The organism is Bradyrhizobium sp. USDA 4501 (genome assembly GCF_054062115.1).
This window is the reverse complement of sequence record NZ_JBSSEX010000001.1, coordinates 5,411,321-5,428,056: the sequence shown is the minus strand read 5'-3', so window position 1 is coordinate 5,428,056 and position 16,736 is coordinate 5,411,321. Positions and strand designations below refer to the sequence as shown.

The window sequence follows — 16,736 nt, the reverse complement described above, 5'->3', positions numbered from 1 at the left end:
CGCATTGCCAAAAAAGGCAGTGCTCCGATCCCACCAGGACGCCCCCGCCCGATGTGCTCGCGTGTGACCACGACTGACGGCAGGTCTCCTGGCTCACGGGTCATCGCCTGTCGACGCCTTCCCGGGCCGATGGCCCAGTGGCAAAATTGACGAAAGGCTCGCCGTTTACAGTTGCGGGGACAGCTGCGGCATTGGGGTTACCCTCGCACCGCATTCCCTTTTGATCCCCGAAGGGAACCGTCGGCAAAAACGATAGGTGGTGCCGGCAAGGCTGTCAATTCGATGCGATTGTCGCACACATGCTTTGCGAGATGCTGCTGCGGCGATGACACAGCGACGTCGAGGGCTGACGCCGAAAGGCAACCCGTCATCCTGAGGAGCGCGGCACGCGCGTCTCGAAGGATGCACGGCCCGGCTGGTGGCCGATTCATCCTTCGAGACGCCGCTTCCCTCGCACCTCAGTATGACGGGAAACGTAGGTTCGCGTCACTGAGCCTCGACGCATCCCTGCATCACCTCATCAATCTCCGCGCGCGACAGCGCACCCATCTCGGCGATGAACACGATGCGCGTGCGCGGCACGCCGGGCGACGGCACGCCGCCCGCAGCCAAGGTCGCGCGGCCGCCGGCGAGGTGAAGCACGGTCAGCCGCCCGGGCTGCTCCACCGTCTCGAACAATCCCTTCGCCCGCGCCAGCTTCGGCGCCAGTCTGCCGATCGCCTGCTGCAAGCGCGGCAGCACGACGGGCCGCTCCGAGGTCCAGCTCAGCGTGTCGAAGCGATCGGACGACGGCCGTCGCGGCGCGGTCTCGCGCGGCGCCGACACATGATCGAGGTCCGCTGGGAACAGCAGCGCGGCCGGCACCTCGCCATGCAAGGCATCGACCACCACGGCCGCCGGACGCACCGCGCGCACGGCGTCGCGGATCGCGGCGCACGCAGCGGCGTCAGTCAGATCGACCTTGCTCAGCGCCACCACATCCGCCGCCCGGAGCTGCGAGCGCAGCAGCGCATCGTTCAGCATCGCCGCAGGCTGCGTCGCGTCGACCACGCACAGCACGGTCTCCAGCGGCGCCTCCTTCCAGATCACGGGATCCATCAGGTTGCGCACGATGTCGGCGGGATCGGCGATCCCGCTGGTCTCGATCACGATGAATTCGGGACGCGGATCACGCCGCAGCAACGTGGCGAGCGTGCGCAGCAGGGCGCCCTCCAGCGTGCAGCAGATGCAGCCATTGCTCAGGCTGACCACGCCGTCGCTGGCGCCGGCGATCAGCTCGGCGTCGATATTGATCGCACCGAAATCGTTGACCACGGCGGCGATGCGCCGCCCTTGCGCATGCGCCAGCAGATGGTTGACGACCGTGGTCTTGCCCGCCCCGAGGAAGCCCGCGACCAGCAGGATCGGGACCGGCACCTCAGCCCCCCGTGATAGGCCGGCGCACCGGCCGGCCGGGACGCGCCGCGACATCGAGCACACCATCGCTGATCAGCGGCTGGCCGCTGACCACGAGATGCCGCACGCCCTCCGCCGGACGATTCATCGCCGAGAAGGTCGCGCGATCGCTCAGCGTCTCGTAGTCGAACACCACAACATCGGCGTCGGCGCCGACCTGCAGCCGGCCCTTGGCCCGCATCGCCGGCGTGCTCGCCGACAGGATCTCGGCCGGGATCAGCGCGCATTTGCGGATGCCCTCGAGCAGCGACACTTTCTTGCGCTCGCGCACCCATTCACGGATGAAGCGGGTGAAGCAGCCGGCCGAGCGCGGATGCGAGGTCGCATCGTCGGGCAGCGGCCAGGCGTCGCCGCTGTAGGGGCGGCCGTCCGACAGCGTCCACGGCATCGCGTCGGAGGCGATCGCGCCGCCCGGATACAGCACCGCCATATCGAGCAGATCGCGATGATGCGCGTTGTTCTCGATGTCGAGCACATGCCACAGCACCAAGGTCGAGGGCTCTTCGGCCTGTGCCGCCAGCAATTCCTCGCGGCTGCCGAAGCGGTGACCGTCGGTCACGCGCTGCACCGAATCGTAGCCGAGGCCGTTGCGCTCCTCGAATTTCGGATCGCTGAAGAAGGTCGCCGCCAGCACGGTCGAGCCGGTGCCGTAGGGATAGGCCTCCACCGTGATCGGCAGGCCCTGCGCCTGCGCTTTCGCGATCAGCGCGACACAGCGCTCGATATCCGTCTTGCTCGACGAGTTGAAGTGGCAGATGTGCATATGCGCGCCGGTGGCGCCGGCATAGCCGATCAGGCGGATATAGGCTTCCGCCGCGCTCTCGGGATCGATCCGCGACATGTAGGCGACGTGGGTAAAGGTCGGCACCGCATGATCCGCCGCGAGCTGGCACACCGCGGTCAATTCCTGCACGCCGGCGCCCGGCGCATAGGCGTTGAGAATGCCGATGCCGATGCCGCCCTCGTTCAGTGCATTGGCGAGGCGCTCCAGGATGCCGCCGACCTCGCCTTCGGTCGCGACGTTTTCGATCCAGCGGCGATCGCGCATCGCGGCACCAAACGATTCCAGCGAGCTCTCCGAATTCGAGCCGGTCATCGCACCGATGCGCGCGAAGGCCCAGTTGGCGGCGGCGCCGTAGTTCAGCACCCTGCCCTTCTCGGCCTGGCGCTTGTACCAGGACGCGACCGGCAACACGCCGGCCTCGAGGTCGAGCGAGGTCGTCACCCCGTCGAACGCCTGCATGCGGTCGGCTGGAATGGTCTGGCCATGCGCGTGCAGGTCGATGAAGCCCGGCGCCACCACGAGCCCGGTCGCGTCGATCTGCCGTTCGGAACCGCCGAGGCCGGTGCCGACCGCGGCGATCTTGCCGTCGACCACGGCGACATCGCCGATCGCGTCCATCCCGCTGGCCGGATCCACCACCCGGCCGCCGCTGATCACCAAGCCACCCATCTCGCCACTCCCCGCATTCCGAAACCGACCGGTCTCCTGTCGAGCACAGAGAAGCGCATCGCACTGATCGCAGCAAGCCGGCCAGGGTTGTGGCGACATGCTGTGACGGAATATCCGCCGCGCCGTGATGGCGATTGCAGAGTGAGGCCCTTCCTACGTTCCGGTTGCACGCCGCGACGGCAGCCCGCGCCAGAGATCGGCGCCGGGCTTCACGCGGCTCGCCACGAGTTTCGGCGGCGTGCGGTCCCTGGCTAACGCCGCTTCGACCGCACGCTTGAGCCTGACATTGTCGATCTGCGCCAGGAACCGCCGGATGACGGCATCCTGATCCGCGCCCTGACCGGAGATCGCCGCGCACAGCTCCGCGGTCGTCCTGCGGAAGAAGTGGAAGGCGTCATCGGCCGCGCCGCCCAGCCGGTCGACCTCGCCGGCCACACCGAGCGCGTGCATCCGATCGTCGTCGTCGAGCGTCACTGCGAAGCGCAGCACGGCAAGCTGCCAGGCACGGAGCAGCTTGCTCTCCGGTTCGGTCGCATTCTCGCGCATCAGTCGAACACCCCGCGCGCCGGACGTCCTTCGGCTGTCGATGGAGGTCGGGCGCGGCGCGACTATCCTTGCGCAGGAATAGGTTTTCGAGGGGAGCGCGCCCCCGATTGCATAGGAATCGCATAGGCGGAGCGCGCCGAGCCCCAATTCTTTCAGATCCCCTCGAATTGCAGCCGGGCCAGCCGGGCGTAGAGTCCGCCCGCGGCGACCAGTTCGGCGTGGGTGCCCTGCTCGACGATCCTGCCCTGGTCCATCACCAGGATGCGGTCGCAGGACAAGACGGTCGCCAGCCGATGCGCGATCACCAGCGTGGTGCGGTGGCGCATCAACTCCTCCAGCGCGGTCTGCACCAGCGTCTCGCTCTCGGCGTCGAGCGCCGAGGTCGCCTCGTCGAGCAGCAGCAGCGGCGCGTCGCGCAGGATCGCGCGCGCGATCGCGATGCGCTGGCGCTGGCCGCCGGACAGCGTCACGCCGCGCTCGCCGAGTTGGGCGTCGAAGCCATCGGGCAGGCGGCGCAGGAACTCGGTGGCATGGGCGAGATCGGCGGCACGCTCCACCTCGGCGTCGCTGGCATCGGGCCGGCCGAACCGGATGTTCTCGCGGGCGCTTGCGGCGAACACCACGGAATCCTGCGGCACCAGCGCGATGCGCGCGCGCACCTCGGCCGGATCGGCCTGCCGGATCGGCACGCCGTCGAGCGAGATAGTGCCCGATTTCGGATCGTAGAAGCGCAGCAGCAGATGGAACAGCGTGCTCTTGCCGGCGCCGGACGGGCCGACGATCGCGACCTTCTCACCTGACCGGACCGAGAGCGACACTTCATCGACCGCAAGCGCGTTGGGCCGGGTCGGATAGGCGAAGCTGACATCGTCGAAACCGACATCGCCGCGCGCCGGCTGCGGCAGCGCGCGCGGCGACGCGGGCGCCGCGATCTGCGGCCTGACGCGCAAGATCTCGAACAGCCGCTCGGCGGCGCCCGATGCGGCCGAGACCTCGCCCCAGACCTCGCTGAGCTGGCCGAGGCCGCTCGCGGCGAACGCCGTATAGAGAATGAACTGGCCGAGCCGGCCCGGACTGATGGTTCCGACCAGCACATCGTGCGAGCCGACCCAGAGGATCACGACGACGCTGGCGAACACGATGAAGATGACGATCAGCGTCAGCACCGCGCGTGCTTTGGTCGAGCTGCGCGCGGCTTGATAGGCCTGCTCGACCTCGCCGGCAAAGCGCGTCCTGGCGAGCCGTTCGCCGGTATAGGCCTGCACGGTGCGGATCGCGTTGACCAGTTCGGAGGCATAGGCGCTGGCATCGGCCAGCGTATCTTGGGCGGTGCGCGACAGCCGCCGCACCCAGCGGCCGAACGCCACCAGCGGAATCACGATGATCGGGATCGCGAGCAGCACGAAGCCGGACAGCCGCGGGCTGGTGATCACCATCATCGCGGCGGCGCCGAAGAACAGCATCAGATTGCGCAGCGCAATCGACACCGACGCGCCGACCGCGGACTTGATCTGAGTGGTGTCGGCGGTGAGCCGCGACACCAATTCGCCTGATCGCGCGGAATCGAAGAACGAGGGCGACAGCGAAATCAGATGCGCGAACACGTCGCGCCGGAGATCGGCGACGATGCGTTCGCCGATCGTCATCACGAGGTAATAGCGCGAGGCGCTGGCACAGGCGAGCACCGCGACGACCGCGATCATCACGCTGAAATAGCTGTTGATCATCGCGATGCCTTCGGGCGTGAAGCCCATGTCGATCATCCGCCGCACCGCGACCGGCACGATCAGCGTGGTGATCGCGGCGATCGTCAGCGAGATCAGCGCGAGGATCGCCCGGCCCTTGTAGCGCGCCACATAGGGCGCGAGCGCAAGCAACGGCCGCAACCGGGCACGGCTCTTCGCCGGCTCCGTGATCTGGCTCTCGATGAAGGCTTCCTCATCGAGCAACGCGTCGCGCGGAGGCTGCGGGGCGCCGCGCGGGGTCTCAAGCTGTTCGGCTACGCTCATCAATCTAGACCGGTTCTATCGCCCCCCACATAGGCCCGCCGACCCCCGGCTGGCAAATCCGGTAAAGTCCCAATCCGGTGATGGGCTTAGGCCCTTTCTTGGCTTGTTTTGGCGGGCTCCATGGGTTTATAGACCCACGCAAATCCCGTATTCCAGACATCTTGAGACGGGCGCCGGCGCGCCGAAGGAACTGTCATGAAAGCCGATATTCATCCGAATTATCATACGATTAAGGTCGTCATGACCGACGGCACCGAGTACCTGACCCGCTCGACCTGGGGCAAGGAAGGCGACACGCTGAACCTCGACATCGACCCCAAGTCGCACCCGGCCTGGACCGGCGGCACCCAGCAGCTGATGGATCGCGGCGGCCGCGTCTCGCGCTTCCAGAAGAAATTTTCGGGCTTCCTCAAGAAGGACTAAAGTCCGCTTCGGGATCGCCCCGGCGACCACACGCAAAACGCCCCCGTCGCGGGGGCGTTTTTGTTTTTGGGGGCCGCTCCGGACCGGCGGGCTGAACGGGCCCGCGATCCTCCCGATGCGTCGTCCTGGCAAAGGCCAGGACGACAGCGAATGTGTGGCACGGCCTCCATCCACAATCGTCGCCCCTGCCTAGTGCGCAATTGCGCACGGGAGCAGGGACCCATAACCACAGGGCTGTGTTGTTGAAGAGGGCTGCGGCCCCAGCGTCGCGCAACTACTGTCATTTGTGGTTATGGGTCCCGGGTCAAGCCCGGGACGACACTGAATGTGTGGCTCGACTTTTGGGTCATACATCTGCAAGCAAGCATGGATGGGCTACTTCTTTAAGCGCGCTGCAGTCAGCCGGCGGCCTCGCGCAGACTTGCTTCGTAACGCGCGCTCGCCCGTTCGAAGTTGCGGCGCGCTTCTTCGCGGTCGGAGCGGCCCTCTTCAAGCGTCAACGAATCCCATTTGCTCCGTTCCGTGGCGAAAAAATCGCCGCCATAGACGTGGATTGCGCCGCTCAGCCGGTCGATTGGATTGATCACCGAATGGATGATGTCGGTGCCGAGCGGCACGGTATCGCGCACGCACAAGGCCCTGGCGCCGGCAGCCTCGATCCTGTTCGGCTCGCTCGGAATGCGCCGCCAGAAGACGTTGTCCTCACGGCCCCCATAAACGCCGATCACGGCCCACATGTGATGGTCGTGAGGTGGCACGATATAGCCGGGGGGCCACACCACGTTGAGGATGGTCAGCGTCTCGGAATGGAAGAGCGCGCGGCTTTCGGGACGCTGCGGCTCGCCGAGTCCCTTGAATACCGCAGCCGGTTCAGACATCGCGCGGGCAACGACCTCATGAATGGCTCGGTGAGACGGGTCCGCCGCGAACGCTGCGCGGCAGTCGGCAACGAAACGCTCGGTGTCAAACATCGCGATTCCCCTTTTGGACAAATCTCGGCTGGGCCGCATAAGGATGTCGCGGCTTGCTCAATGTGTCCAATGCATTTATTATCCATCTATTCATGCATTTGGTGCATTGAAAATGGACCTTCGACAGCTGCGCACCTTCGTCGTCGTTGCCGAGGCAGGCGGCTTTGCCGCCGCTCAACAACAGCTGCGTCTGAGCCAGCCGGCGGCCTCTCGCCAGATCCAGGCGCTCGAGGACGAACTCGGGATTCCGTTGTTCGATCGCGTCGGCCGCGGGATCAAACTGACTTCAGAAGGCGAGGATCTGCTACGGCGCGGCCGCCGTCTCCTGCAGGATGCCGAATCGTTCGGCGAGCGTGCCCGCGCGCTGAGAACCGGCAAGGCCGGCGCGCTGCGCGTCGGCTGCAGCACCCAACATATGGAAACGGTGCTCGCCAATTTCCTCCCCCTGTTCCGGCGCAAGCACCCCTCCGTGGCCATCGATTTGATCGAGGATGGTGGTGCCCGCGTTCCGGATCGTCTGCAGCGGGGCGACGTTCATCTCGCGATCATTCCGGCCGCCGACGACGGCTATCACCGCCGGTTGCTGGCTCCCGTCCATATGCTTGCTGCGGTTTCGCCGCGGCATGGCTTCGCAAGCAGGCGGAAGCTGGAGATTGCCGAACTTGCCGAAGAGTCATTGCTGCTCCTGCGGCGGGACTTCGCATCTCGCGGATGGTTCGATGCCGCCTGCAACGTCGCACACATCAGGCCACGCGTGATCCTCGAAAGCGCAGCGCCTCACACCTTGCTCGCGCTGGCAAAAGGCGGCAACGATGTCGCCATCGTGCCGTCGAATGTCCAGATCCCGTCCGCAGGCGTCCGCGCCTTTCCGCTGATTCACAGGGGCGCCTCGATCGGGCGATGGACTGCGGTGGCTTGGGATCCGCAGCGCTTTCTGGCTTCTTATGCCAAATCCTTTATCGACGAACTCGTCGCCTATTGCGGCCAGCACTATCCGGGACGCGAGTTTGCCAAGCGCGTCTCCCCTCTACCGAGGCCGGAAGAAACAAAGGCGTAGTCGCCTTGCGGGAATTGCCGCGGATGGCCTGCTTCCGGGACCCGCAACGACGGCTCAATCACGAACAGGAAATGGTAGCTCGCGCCGTCGCGCGGATTCCGACGGCGAACCTAGCGCGGACGTTTCGGTCGCTTGAGTTCGGCGACCTTAAACTTCCCCGCGGCCTGCAGGCTGCTGCAAAGCCACCAGGCCCTGTTTCGGTACTCGCCCAGGAACCATTTGGTCTCGACGCAATCGACGTAGGACTTGTAGGTGAGGTTGTCTCGGCACGTCGACGAGAACGGTCCGTGGGTTTGTCCGCCCGTCGACTCGCTGCACCCGACCCAAGGGTCCTTGCCATGCGGGAGGCTCGATTCGCAGCCACCGTTGCAATTGCTGGCGACTTTCTCCAGCGCGGCAATCCTGCCCAGCACTGAATCCGGCGCCGGCGACGGCGCTCGAGCGGTTGACGACGACGTCTGGGTGGTTCTCGATCTCCGGTGAGATATCCCCGTGGTCACCACCTGTGTCGGACGATTTGGCCTTGCCACTGGCTTCGGCGCCTCGACCGTGATGGAGGGAAGCGGCTTGGCTGGGTCTGTTTGCGACGCTGCCGGGCCGCACAGCCAGACAGTTGACAACACGGCGACGGCTGAAGGCGCGACAAGGCTCGACGGCGATCTCATGACATAGCCCTCCCAAATCCGGGACGGAAATGCCGTCCCGACGAGGGCACGGTACCATACAGCCCGAGTTTGGCTACCTAGGGTTGAGGATAAATCTTCCGGTGTCTCACGATCGACATCGACATGGCGGCGGAGAACGCCGACCGCTCACACCGTTCCGGCGTCTAGCCCAAAGCTGAGCTCGAACGGCTCTTGCCGATATTCGCCTTTGACCCGGAGCGGTTACACCGACACGCGGCGGGATCGGATCGATTTTGCAGGCCCACGCCGTTAGGTCAGCGGTTCTGCCCCATGGTCTCTTGTTCAGAAGTTGCTGGCGCCCCCTACTCTCGATCCAGCGGCCATGCTTTGGTCAAAACTGCGTTGAGTGTTTGGCAGGGGTCATCGACTTGGCGAAAATACGATCGCCCTCCTTCGGGTGACATGGAACCGGGTGCCAGGTCGTTCCCTACCGCATTCTTGAGGTGCCCACCGCAAAGGCTTGTGATGGAACGGGCAAGGTTCGATAAGGCCGGGATTTTCGCTTTTGGCGATGCTCGGAGCGCTGTGACCTACTCGATCGAACTTTTTATCGTCACCGCGATCTACGGGAGCCTTGCGGCCTCCGCACATTTCCTTCCCGCTATCAATCCGACCGCGACACCGCTGTGGCCGCCAACCGGGGTTGCGCTCGCGCTTATGCTGCTGCGTGGCTACCGGATCTGGCCCGCGATCCTAGTGGGCGCCGTCGCGCCTTACCTGATAACCGACCGATCGCTCCTGGAATTTGTCGCCGCCGGGATCGGCACCCTCCTTGCTGCACTGGCCGGGACATGGCTGATCGGACGCTGGTCGAACGGTTGCCAGACGTTTGCCACGCCATCCGGTGTCGCAAAGTTTGCAGGCGTCTCCTTTGCGCCGACCGCGATGATCAGTTCATTCTCCGCCTTGGCCGGATCCATCTTCGTCAACGAACCGAGCTTTCCCGATTCCGTCGCCGCCGGGCTGACCTGGTGGCTTGCCGACGCAGCCGCGATCCTGGTGATTGCTCCGGTCATCGTGCTCTGGGCGATGATGCCCTTACGGATTTCCTCCAGATGGGATCTGTTGGAATCGATCGCAGTTATCGCCCTCGCTGGTCTCATTGGGATCGTAGCCTACAGCCCGCTCATCGGCAGTGACCTCGTCAGCGACGATCTCAACGTGGCGTTGCCGCATCGCAGCCTGCTGGGTTTTCTGGCTTTGCTCCCGTTGATCTGGACCGGTCTGCGCGGCAATCGATGCACCGCGGCTACGGCTGCGCTCATTTTCACCGGAATCGCAGTCTGGGGTTTCGCGTTCGGTAATGATCCGTTTCCGAAAACGGATCCGAACGGAGCATTGTTGTCACTGCTCGTGCTTTCGATCACCGTATCGGCCCCCTCTCTTGCCCTGGCAGCGGCAATCGCCACGCGTCACACCGCGGAAGCCCATCTGCTTTCCGTGCAGGACCAGTTGAACGGTCAACTTGAACGGAACGCTTCGGCGCTCGACAGCATCAGACGGCACTTCCAAACCCTTATCGAAGGCGTCGTCGATTATGCGATTTTTGCGCTTGATAGAGAAGGACACGTTACGAGTTGGAATAGCACCGCTCAAAAGATCATCGGCTACACCTCGGAAGAAATCATCGGCAAGCATTTTGGAATATTCTATCGGCCGGATGAACGCCGCGCGGGTTCGCCGACACACGCGCTGGAGACGGCAATCGAAAGAGGCAAGTACGACGTAGAGGGTTGGCGCATCAGAAAGAATGGTACGCCGTTCTTCATCACGGGCTCGGTCTCGTCGAGCCATGATGACTCAGGAAATCTGATCGGCTTCATCAGTATTCTGCGGGACGCAACCGAGCGACGCGACGCGGAAGAGAAGCTGGTTCAGGCACGCGAACAGCTCGCGATGTCGCAGAAAATGGAGGCAATCGGCAAGCTGACCGGCGGGATTGCACACGACTTCAACAATCTATTGATGATCATCGGAGGCAGCGCCCAGATCTTCACACGCCTGCTTGATCCAAAACTGCCCAAGGCAATTGAAGCCATACAGACCGCGGCCAAACGCGGCGAAAGCCTCACACGCCAATTGTTGACATTCTCTCGTCATCAGCATCTCAGCCCGACGGTCGTCGATCTGAATGCGTCCATCAAGAACATGCGGACCATGATCGAGAGCTCGCTGCGCGGGAACATCGTGTACAATGAGAACGTCGGCGAGGGCGTCGCATCGGTCAAGGTGGACCTCGCCGAGCTGGAACTTGCGATCGTCAACATCGCCGTCAATGCGCGCGATGCAATGCCAAGCGGCGGCACGTTCACCTTATCCGTCCATGCGGTGACTGCGAACCAGGAAACCGGCGGCGATCGCCGCGCAAAGGCTTTCTTTGCGATCGCGCTTGGCGATACCGGCACCGGCATTCCGCCAAACCTGCTGTCCAAGATGTTCGACCCGTTCTTCACGACCAAAGAGGTCGGCAAGGGTACCGGGCTCGGCTTGTCCCAAGTCTATGGTTTCGCGCACCAGGCCGGCGGAACGGTGACGGCGGACAGCAAGGTTGGACAGGGAACAACGATTACAATCTACTTGCCGTCCTGCGCGGACGAGCAGACCACCAGTAAAGAGCTGGCCGCTGCCAGAACAAGAGCAAAGCAGCCGCAGCGGCAGACGGTTCTCGTTGTCGACGACAGCCCCGAAGTGGCGGATGTGACTTCCTCGCTGTTCGAGCATCTGGGTTATGACACGATCTATCGAGATTCGGCCGAAGCGGCGCTGAAATTGCTCGACGCCGGTACAAAGATCGATCTCGTCTTCAGCGATATCGTCATGCCCGGGACCATCGATGGCGTCGGGCTCGCGAGAGAAGTCCGGTCGCGATACCCCGGTTTGCCGATCGCCCTTACAACCGGCTACAGCGATGCCGCAAAAGCAGCTCCACCAAGTCTAAAAATACTCCGCAAGCCGTTCGATACCGACGCACTGAGAGATTTTATCCACGATCTTGCGCCGCCGCGACCACCGCGATCATCCGCCGCGCCCATGACGTCGAACACGACTGAAGCCTCGCGCAGAAATTGACCGGTCGCGCCATTGCAGAAGCAGCTCGTCGCGCAGCTTGGCGAAGCGTTGATCCGCACCATCGCCGCTGATGGACATGACTGCTTCTAGCGATCCTGGAAGGCCAGCCGCGCACCGAGCGCGACCAGGATGCTGCCGCCGATCCGCTGCATGATGCGCCGCGACCTCTTCGAGCGCTGCAGCTTCGACATCACGGCGCTGGCGAAGAACACGCAGACGATATCGACCGCCGAGAAGGTCAGATTGACCGCTGTGCCGAGCAGAAACAGCTGGACCCAGACCGGCAGGCTGGCCGACGCATCGACGAATTGCGGCAGGAACGCCAGGAAGAAGATCGCCGTCTTCGGATTGAGCACCTCGACGACGATGCTTTGCGCGAAGGCGCGCTCCGCGGAGAGCGGCGCAAGTGTGGGGCGCTTTGCATTGTCGCGGTCGCGGAACAGCGACAGCCCGAGCCAGACCAGATAGGCCGCACCGGCAAGCTTCATCGCCATGAACAACGGCGGCACCGCATGAAACAGCAGCGCGAGGCCGGCCGCCGCGGCGACGACATGGACATAGCCGCCGAGATGCAGCCCGAGCGAGGCCATCAGCCCCGCGCGCCGGCCGCCTGCCAGCGTGCGGGCCGCGGCATACAGCATGGCGGGACCCGGGATCAGCGCGAAGGTCGCGGTCGTGATCGCGAAGGCGAGGTACAATTCCATGTGTGGGCGTCAATCTCCGCAGGGGTCGAGCGGGCGCAACTTCCTCCGCCGTCATTGCGAGCGAAGCGAAGCAATCCATCTGCCCGCATATGCCGATAGATGGATTGCTTCGTCGCTATCGCTCCTCGCAATGACGGTCTGGAATTTGTTCAAGGCGTCTCAGCTCGCCGGAATCATTGCCGCGACCTCGCGATCAGTCGGATTGTCGCTGGCCTCAAGCCCCGCGATCACGCCGGCGCGATCCTCGAGCTTGCGGTTCTGGCTCATCTTCTTCTTGGCATCGATCCGCGTGATTGGCATCCGGAAGCCGACGATCCCGCGCAGCTGCGCCTTGATGAAATCACCAGGCGCGTCACTGACCTGCCAGGCTTCCGGGCGCGAAGTCTCGTGCAGCTCGGTCAACCGGGTCACGACGTCCAGCAGACGATCGGCATTCTCGAAGAACTCGGCCGCGCCATAGGCGTGGACGGCGACGTAATTCCAGGTCGGCACCACCTTGCCGTGCTCGGCCTTGGTCGCATACCAGGACGGCGTCACATAGCCGTCGGGCCCCATGAAGATCGCCATCGCCTCGCCGACCGCGGGCAGCTTCCACTGCGGATTGGGCCGCGCGACGTGACCGTACAGCGTGCCGTAGTCGCCCTCGTTCTCATTGAGGATCAGCGGCAGCGGCGTGCCGATCAGGCCGTCGGCGGTTGCGGTGACCAGCGTCGCAAGCTTTGAGGCCCGCATCGCGGCGTGGATCGGACCGAGCTCATCCATCTTGAAATGCGGCGGCAGGTACATTGCGAACCTCTTGGCAGACACTCTGGCAGGCCTGATCAATTGCTGCTCGCACCATAGCGTTGAATTGGCCTATGATAAGGGCCACTTTCGATCAAACTAATTGGTCCACTATGCCCCGCCTGCGCGCCACGATCAGCATCCCCTCGCTCGGCACGATCGACCGCGCCGCCGGACAGGTCGGGCGGCAGATCGCGCAGGCCCTGCGCGCCGCCATTGCGAGCGGCGAACTGAAGGCCGGGGAATTGCTGCCGTCGACGCGCGCGCTGTCGGCCTCGCTCGGCGTTGCGCGCGGCACGGTGACGGAAGCCTTCGAGCAGTTGCTGGCCGAGGGCTATCTGGAATCGCAGGTCGGTGCCGGCACCCGCGTCGCGCCGACGCTTGCCGAGCAGGCACGGCCCGTCGCGGTCAATCGCAAGCCGAACAAATCAGTGCCGATCCAGTTGCCGCCGCGCGCGGCGCGGCTTGCCAAAGTGGCGGCGGCCTTCAGGCCGATGCCGGAGGTCCCGTTTGCGATCGCGGTCCCCGGCGGCGCGGTCGCGCCCGACGACCATTGGCGCCGCCTCGGCAACCGCGTGCGCGCATCGCGCGCCGCGGCGCCTGCGAGCTATGGCGATCCGCGCGGCCTGATCGAGCTGCGGCAGGCGATCGCCGACTATGTGCGCAAATCCCGCGCGGTGCATTGCGAGCCCGAGCAGGTCGTGATCACGGCCGGCACCCAGCAAGGCCTCTATCTCGCCGGCCGCGTGCTGCTGTCGTCAGGCGATCCTGTCTGGGCCGAGGATCCCGCCTATCCCGGCATGACCGCCGTGCTCGACGATCTCGATCTCGTCACCACGCGCGTTGGCGTCGATGCGCAGGGCATCGACGTCGATGCCGCCACCGCCGCGTGCCCGCACGCACGCGCGGCGTTCGTGACGCCGTCGCATCAATATCCGCTGGGCATGCCGATGAGCATGGCCCGCCGCAATGCGCTGGTGGCGTGGGCGCAACGAAGCAATGCGTGGATCGTCGAGGACGATTACGACAGCGAGCTGCGCTACGCCGGGCATCCCTTCCCGTCGATGCAAGGCCTCGCCCCATCGCGGGTGATCTATTTGGGCACGCTGAGCAAGGTGCTGTTTCCCTCGCTGCGGCTCGGCTATGTCGTGGCGTCTTCGCCGCTGATCGACGCTTTCGCCGGCGCGCGGGCGCTGCTCGACCGGCATTCGCCGACCGCCGACCAGCATGTGCTGGCAGCCTACATGCGCGAGGGGCTGTTCGAGGCGCATATCAGGCGCATTCGCGGCGTCTACGCCGCACGGCGTGCGACGCTGATCGCGGCGCTGACGCGTCACATGCCTGGTGAGGTCACGCTGCAGCCGAGCGACCAGGGCATGCATCTGCTGTTGTGGCTGCCAGAGCGCTTCGACGATGTGCAATTGGCAAAATCAGCGCTTGCCGCCGGCATCGTCGTGCGGCCGATTTCGCCGATGTACCAAGCCGCACCACGCCCCGGCCTGATGCTCGGCTTCGGCGGGTTCGAACCGGAGGAGCTGGAAGCGGCGACGCTACGGCTGCGGCGCGCAATCGATCAGCACACGTCGCCGCGGCGGACCAAGCCACGCCGCGCGGACGCGTCACACTGATTTGCTGCCCGGATTACTGCTCGAACGCCGCCTTGAGGCGGTTGAGCTGCGGCACCAGCGGGTTGCCGATCGACGAGCGATCCGGCGCCGGCGCGTGGATCGTGGTGTCGAGGCGGCGGACGCGCGCCTGCAGATCCATCGAGCGGGCGATCAGCTGCTGCAATTGCTCCGGCAGCTTGGTCACCATGTCGGCCGGGCCGGGATCGGCGGCCGACAGCTTCACCTTGGTCTTTTCGCGATTGGCCTGGGTCAGCGTCATCTCGCCTTCCTTGACCGCGCGATGCAGCAGCAGCCAGGAGGCGAGCTGCATCAGCCGCGTGGTCAGGCGCATGCTTTCGGTGGCATAGGTCAGGCTCACGGACCGTTCGAGCGCCTTGGCCTCGGCACGTCCGTCGCCGTCGAGATAGGCGGCGGTCTGCTCGACCAGGTCCATGCCTTCCCGGAACAGCACGCCGAATGCCGCAGAATTGGTCAACCGTTCACTGAACAGTACAAGCCCGGCTTCGCTCTGGGAACGATCGGCCATGGTTAACGCCCTCACACCACCGTAACGCCCGCTGGCATCTGACGCGCCAGCTTATGATGAACAAATCATTGCGCGGGCGCGCCGAAGAGTCCAGCCGCAACCGGATTTATGGTTTCCAGCCGCTAGGACGCAATCGGGATAGGGGGAGTCTCGCGACTCTCCCCTCCCACACCACCGTACATACGGGTCCGTATACGGCGGTTCACCGGATTAAGCGCGAACGGTTTGTTTTGCGTCCGCGCCAGAGGCTCAGATAGTGGTCTCCGTCGTGTCGGCTTCGGCCCCTTTGAGCGGCGCCGTCCGGGCTTCACCCTTTCCCGCCGCTCCAAAGGCCAGTGACCTGGATTTCAGCCGCATGGCCGGCTCGAGGCTTCCACATCCAAACGTCTTTCCAGCGTTCGGGCCTTCAGCGAAACTCGTTCCGCCTACTATGCCGTCTGCTGACTTCTCCGTCGCGATCACGGACCTTGCGGCCCGCTCAGTCCGGTCGCCCGGACACGCCGAAGATCTCCCGAGGTAAGTTCGACCGCCTTCCCTGCACGCCCGCCGGATTTACCACCCCAACCCTTGATGACTGTGGACTTTGCGATCATTGGCTCGCTCGTCCGGTTGGGTAGGCCTCGTTATCCGGTTTTTGTCCATCGGGCCGCAGGTTTGCTCCACGCTTCCTTCAGACCCCACCTCGCGATGACGCCCTTGCGCTTCGCTAACCCTTCGCCGCCATCAGGCTGGGTAAAGGACTTCCACCTCCAAGCTGTCGAACATGCTCGGCACACCAAAAAAGAGCCGCCGTTTCCGGCGGCTTTGAAGTTGATAACAGGGAGGCGTCAAACAGAGTGGACAGGAGCCACTCGGTGTCCAAACGAGGACAATGCAGTCATAATCGAGAAAGCTTAACCGATCGTAAATGAACGGATTTCTTGACACTTTGTTTGCCATGTCGGCCATTGACCTAGTTTGGGACAGGCCTCTTCTCCTTCCCCTTGAGAGGGGAAGGTCGGGATGGGGGTCAACCGCAGGCGACGGCGTATGTGAAGAGAGCTGATCCCCACCCGCTTTGCTCTGGCGAGCAAAGCGACCTCCCCTTTTCAAGGGGAGGTGGAGCCGCGTAGCCCGGATGGAGCGCAGCGAAATCCGGGAACGGTCCATCCGCGGATAGCGCGGCTCCCGGATTGCGCTTCGCTTCATCCGGGCTACGACAGAAATGATGGCGCAGCGCTACGACTTGAAGAACGCGTTGGCGGCGTCCTTCGACGCGCGCTTCTTCGTCATCGCCTCTTTCAGGCGATCGACTTCGGCGTTGAGCAGCGCGATGCGCTCCGTCAACTCCTCGACCGACAGCAGCGAGAGATCCTGGCCGATCTCATGGCTGATTTTCTTCCGCGGCCGGTCCTCATCCTCAATCGGCATGTGTCTTCCCCGCGAT

13 protein-coding genes and 1 riboswitch are annotated in these 16,736 nt (G+C 64.4%); of the genes, 4 read left to right on the top strand and 9 right to left on the bottom strand.

Annotated elements, in window-relative coordinates; genetic code table 11:
- Positions 1 to 61: 61 nt before the first annotated feature.
- A riboswitch (cobalamin riboswitch) is annotated at positions 62 to 257 on the bottom strand.
- 229 nt (positions 258 to 486) lie between these two features.
- From ACVWZM_RS24720 to ACVWZM_RS24705, 4 genes are all read right to left on the bottom strand, one after another.
- Positions 487 to 1,416 carry a CobW family GTP-binding protein gene (locus tag ACVWZM_RS24720; RefSeq protein ID WP_156436251.1) on the bottom strand — a complete coding sequence of 310 codons (930 nt, stop codon included), beginning with the start codon at positions 1,414 to 1,416 and terminating at the stop codon, positions 487 to 489.
- A gap of 1 nt (position 1,417) precedes the next feature.
- Positions 1,418 to 2,908, bottom strand: a complete 1,491-nt coding sequence (locus ACVWZM_RS24715) for an amidohydrolase family protein (RefSeq protein WP_057017717.1) — start codon at positions 2,906 to 2,908, stop codon at positions 1,418 to 1,420.
- A 153-nt stretch (positions 2,909 to 3,061) separates the two neighbouring features.
- Positions 3,062 to 3,454 (bottom strand): hypothetical protein, encoded by a 393-nt coding sequence (locus tag ACVWZM_RS24710; RefSeq protein WP_245311509.1) that lies wholly within the window; start codon positions 3,452 to 3,454, stop codon positions 3,062 to 3,064.
- 152 nt (positions 3,455 to 3,606) lie between these two features.
- Positions 3,607 to 5,463 (bottom strand): ABC transporter ATP-binding protein/permease, encoded by a 1,857-nt coding sequence (locus ACVWZM_RS24705; protein ID WP_057017715.1) that lies wholly within the window; start codon positions 5,461 to 5,463, stop codon positions 3,607 to 3,609.
- 195 nt (positions 5,464 to 5,658) lie between these two features.
- Between ACVWZM_RS24705 and rpmE the strand changes: the two genes are divergently transcribed.
- On the top strand, positions 5,659 to 5,886 hold the full coding sequence (gene rpmE, locus ACVWZM_RS24700) for a 50S ribosomal protein L31 (protein ID WP_016845230.1): 228 nt from the start codon (positions 5,659 to 5,661) through the stop codon (positions 5,884 to 5,886).
- 398 nt (positions 5,887 to 6,284) lie between these two features.
- Here rpmE and ACVWZM_RS24695 read toward each other — a convergent pair whose 3' ends face one another.
- Positions 6,285 to 6,857 carry a hypothetical protein gene (locus tag ACVWZM_RS24695; protein ID WP_057017714.1) on the bottom strand — a complete coding sequence of 191 codons (573 nt, stop codon included), beginning with the start codon at positions 6,855 to 6,857 and terminating at the stop codon, positions 6,285 to 6,287.
- Here ACVWZM_RS24695 and ACVWZM_RS24690 point away from each other — a divergent pair.
- Together ACVWZM_RS24690 and ACVWZM_RS24685 are read left to right on the top strand one after the other, a co-directional pair.
- On the top strand, positions 6,847 to 7,914 hold the full coding sequence (locus tag ACVWZM_RS24690) for a LysR family transcriptional regulator (RefSeq protein ID WP_456855164.1): 1,068 nt from the start codon (positions 6,847 to 6,849) through the stop codon (positions 7,912 to 7,914). The genes ACVWZM_RS24695 and ACVWZM_RS24690 overlap by 11 nt on opposite strands.
- A gap of 1,211 nt (positions 7,915 to 9,125) precedes the next feature.
- The gene (locus ACVWZM_RS24685) at positions 9,126 to 11,669 is read left to right on the top strand and encodes an MASE1 domain-containing protein (RefSeq protein WP_245311507.1); all 2,544 of its coding nucleotides are present in this window, start codon (positions 9,126 to 9,128) and stop codon (positions 11,667 to 11,669) included.
- An 86-nt stretch (positions 11,670 to 11,755) separates the two neighbouring features.
- Here ACVWZM_RS24685 and ACVWZM_RS24680 read toward each other — a convergent pair whose 3' ends face one another.
- Positions 11,756 to 12,373, bottom strand: coding sequence for a LysE family translocator (locus ACVWZM_RS24680; RefSeq protein ID WP_057017710.1), 618 nt, complete (start codon positions 12,371 to 12,373; stop codon positions 11,756 to 11,758).
- A gap of 159 nt (positions 12,374 to 12,532) precedes the next feature.
- Positions 12,533 to 13,159 carry an FMN-binding negative transcriptional regulator gene (locus ACVWZM_RS24675; protein WP_057017709.1) on the bottom strand — a complete coding sequence of 209 codons (627 nt, stop codon included), beginning with the start codon at positions 13,157 to 13,159 and terminating at the stop codon, positions 12,533 to 12,535.
- A 110-nt stretch (positions 13,160 to 13,269) separates the two neighbouring features.
- On the opposite strand from ACVWZM_RS24675, the gene pdxR reads away from it, so the two are divergent.
- On the top strand, positions 13,270 to 14,784 hold the full coding sequence (gene pdxR / locus ACVWZM_RS24670) for a MocR-like pyridoxine biosynthesis transcription factor PdxR (protein ID WP_057017708.1): 1,515 nt from the start codon (positions 13,270 to 13,272) through the stop codon (positions 14,782 to 14,784).
- Between the two features lie 13 nt (positions 14,785 to 14,797).
- On the opposite strand, the gene rcdA is transcribed toward pdxR, so the two are convergent.
- Together rcdA and ACVWZM_RS24660 are read right to left on the bottom strand one after the other, a co-directional pair.
- The gene (gene rcdA / locus ACVWZM_RS24665) at positions 14,798 to 15,310 is read right to left on the bottom strand and encodes a protease adaptor protein RcdA (RefSeq protein WP_028340279.1); all 513 of its coding nucleotides are present in this window, start codon (positions 15,308 to 15,310) and stop codon (positions 14,798 to 14,800) included.
- A 1,218-nt stretch (positions 15,311 to 16,528) separates the two neighbouring features.
- A complete protein-coding gene (locus ACVWZM_RS24660; RefSeq protein WP_016845225.1) occupies positions 16,529 to 16,720 on the bottom strand; it encodes a DUF1192 domain-containing protein in 192 nt (63 codons plus the stop codon).
- Positions 16,721 to 16,736 lie beyond the last annotated feature (16 nt).

Excerpts from the sequence above, each read along its gene's own strand:
- ACVWZM_RS24715 (WP_057017717.1), bottom strand. The coding sequence starts at position 2,908 with ATGGGTGGCTTGGTGATCAGCGGCGGCCGGGTGGTGGATCCGGCCAGC.
- ACVWZM_RS24710 (WP_245311509.1), bottom strand. The coding sequence starts at position 3,454 with ATGCGCGAGAATGCGACCGAACCGGAGAGCAAGCTGCTCCGTGCCTGG.
- ACVWZM_RS24705 (WP_057017715.1), bottom strand. The coding sequence starts at position 5,463 with ATGAGCGTAGCCGAACAGCTTGAGACCCCGCGCGGCGCCCCGCAGCCT.
- rpmE (WP_016845230.1), top strand. The coding sequence starts at position 5,659 with ATGAAAGCCGATATTCATCCGAATTATCATACGATTAAGGTCGTCATG.
- ACVWZM_RS24695 (WP_057017714.1), bottom strand. The coding sequence starts at position 6,857 with ATGTTTGACACCGAGCGTTTCGTTGCCGACTGCCGCGCAGCGTTCGCG.
- ACVWZM_RS24680 (WP_057017710.1), bottom strand. The coding sequence starts at position 12,373 with ATGGAATTGTACCTCGCCTTCGCGATCACGACCGCGACCTTCGCGCTG.
- ACVWZM_RS24675 (WP_057017709.1), bottom strand. The coding sequence starts at position 13,159 with ATGTACCTGCCGCCGCATTTCAAGATGGATGAGCTCGGTCCGATCCAC.
- pdxR (WP_057017708.1), top strand. The coding sequence starts at position 13,270 with ATGCCCCGCCTGCGCGCCACGATCAGCATCCCCTCGCTCGGCACGATC.
- rcdA (WP_028340279.1), bottom strand. The coding sequence starts at position 15,310 with ATGGCCGATCGTTCCCAGAGCGAAGCCGGGCTTGTACTGTTCAGTGAA.
- ACVWZM_RS24660 (WP_016845225.1), bottom strand. The coding sequence starts at position 16,720 with ATGCCGATTGAGGATGAGGACCGGCCGCGGAAGAAAATCAGCCATGAG.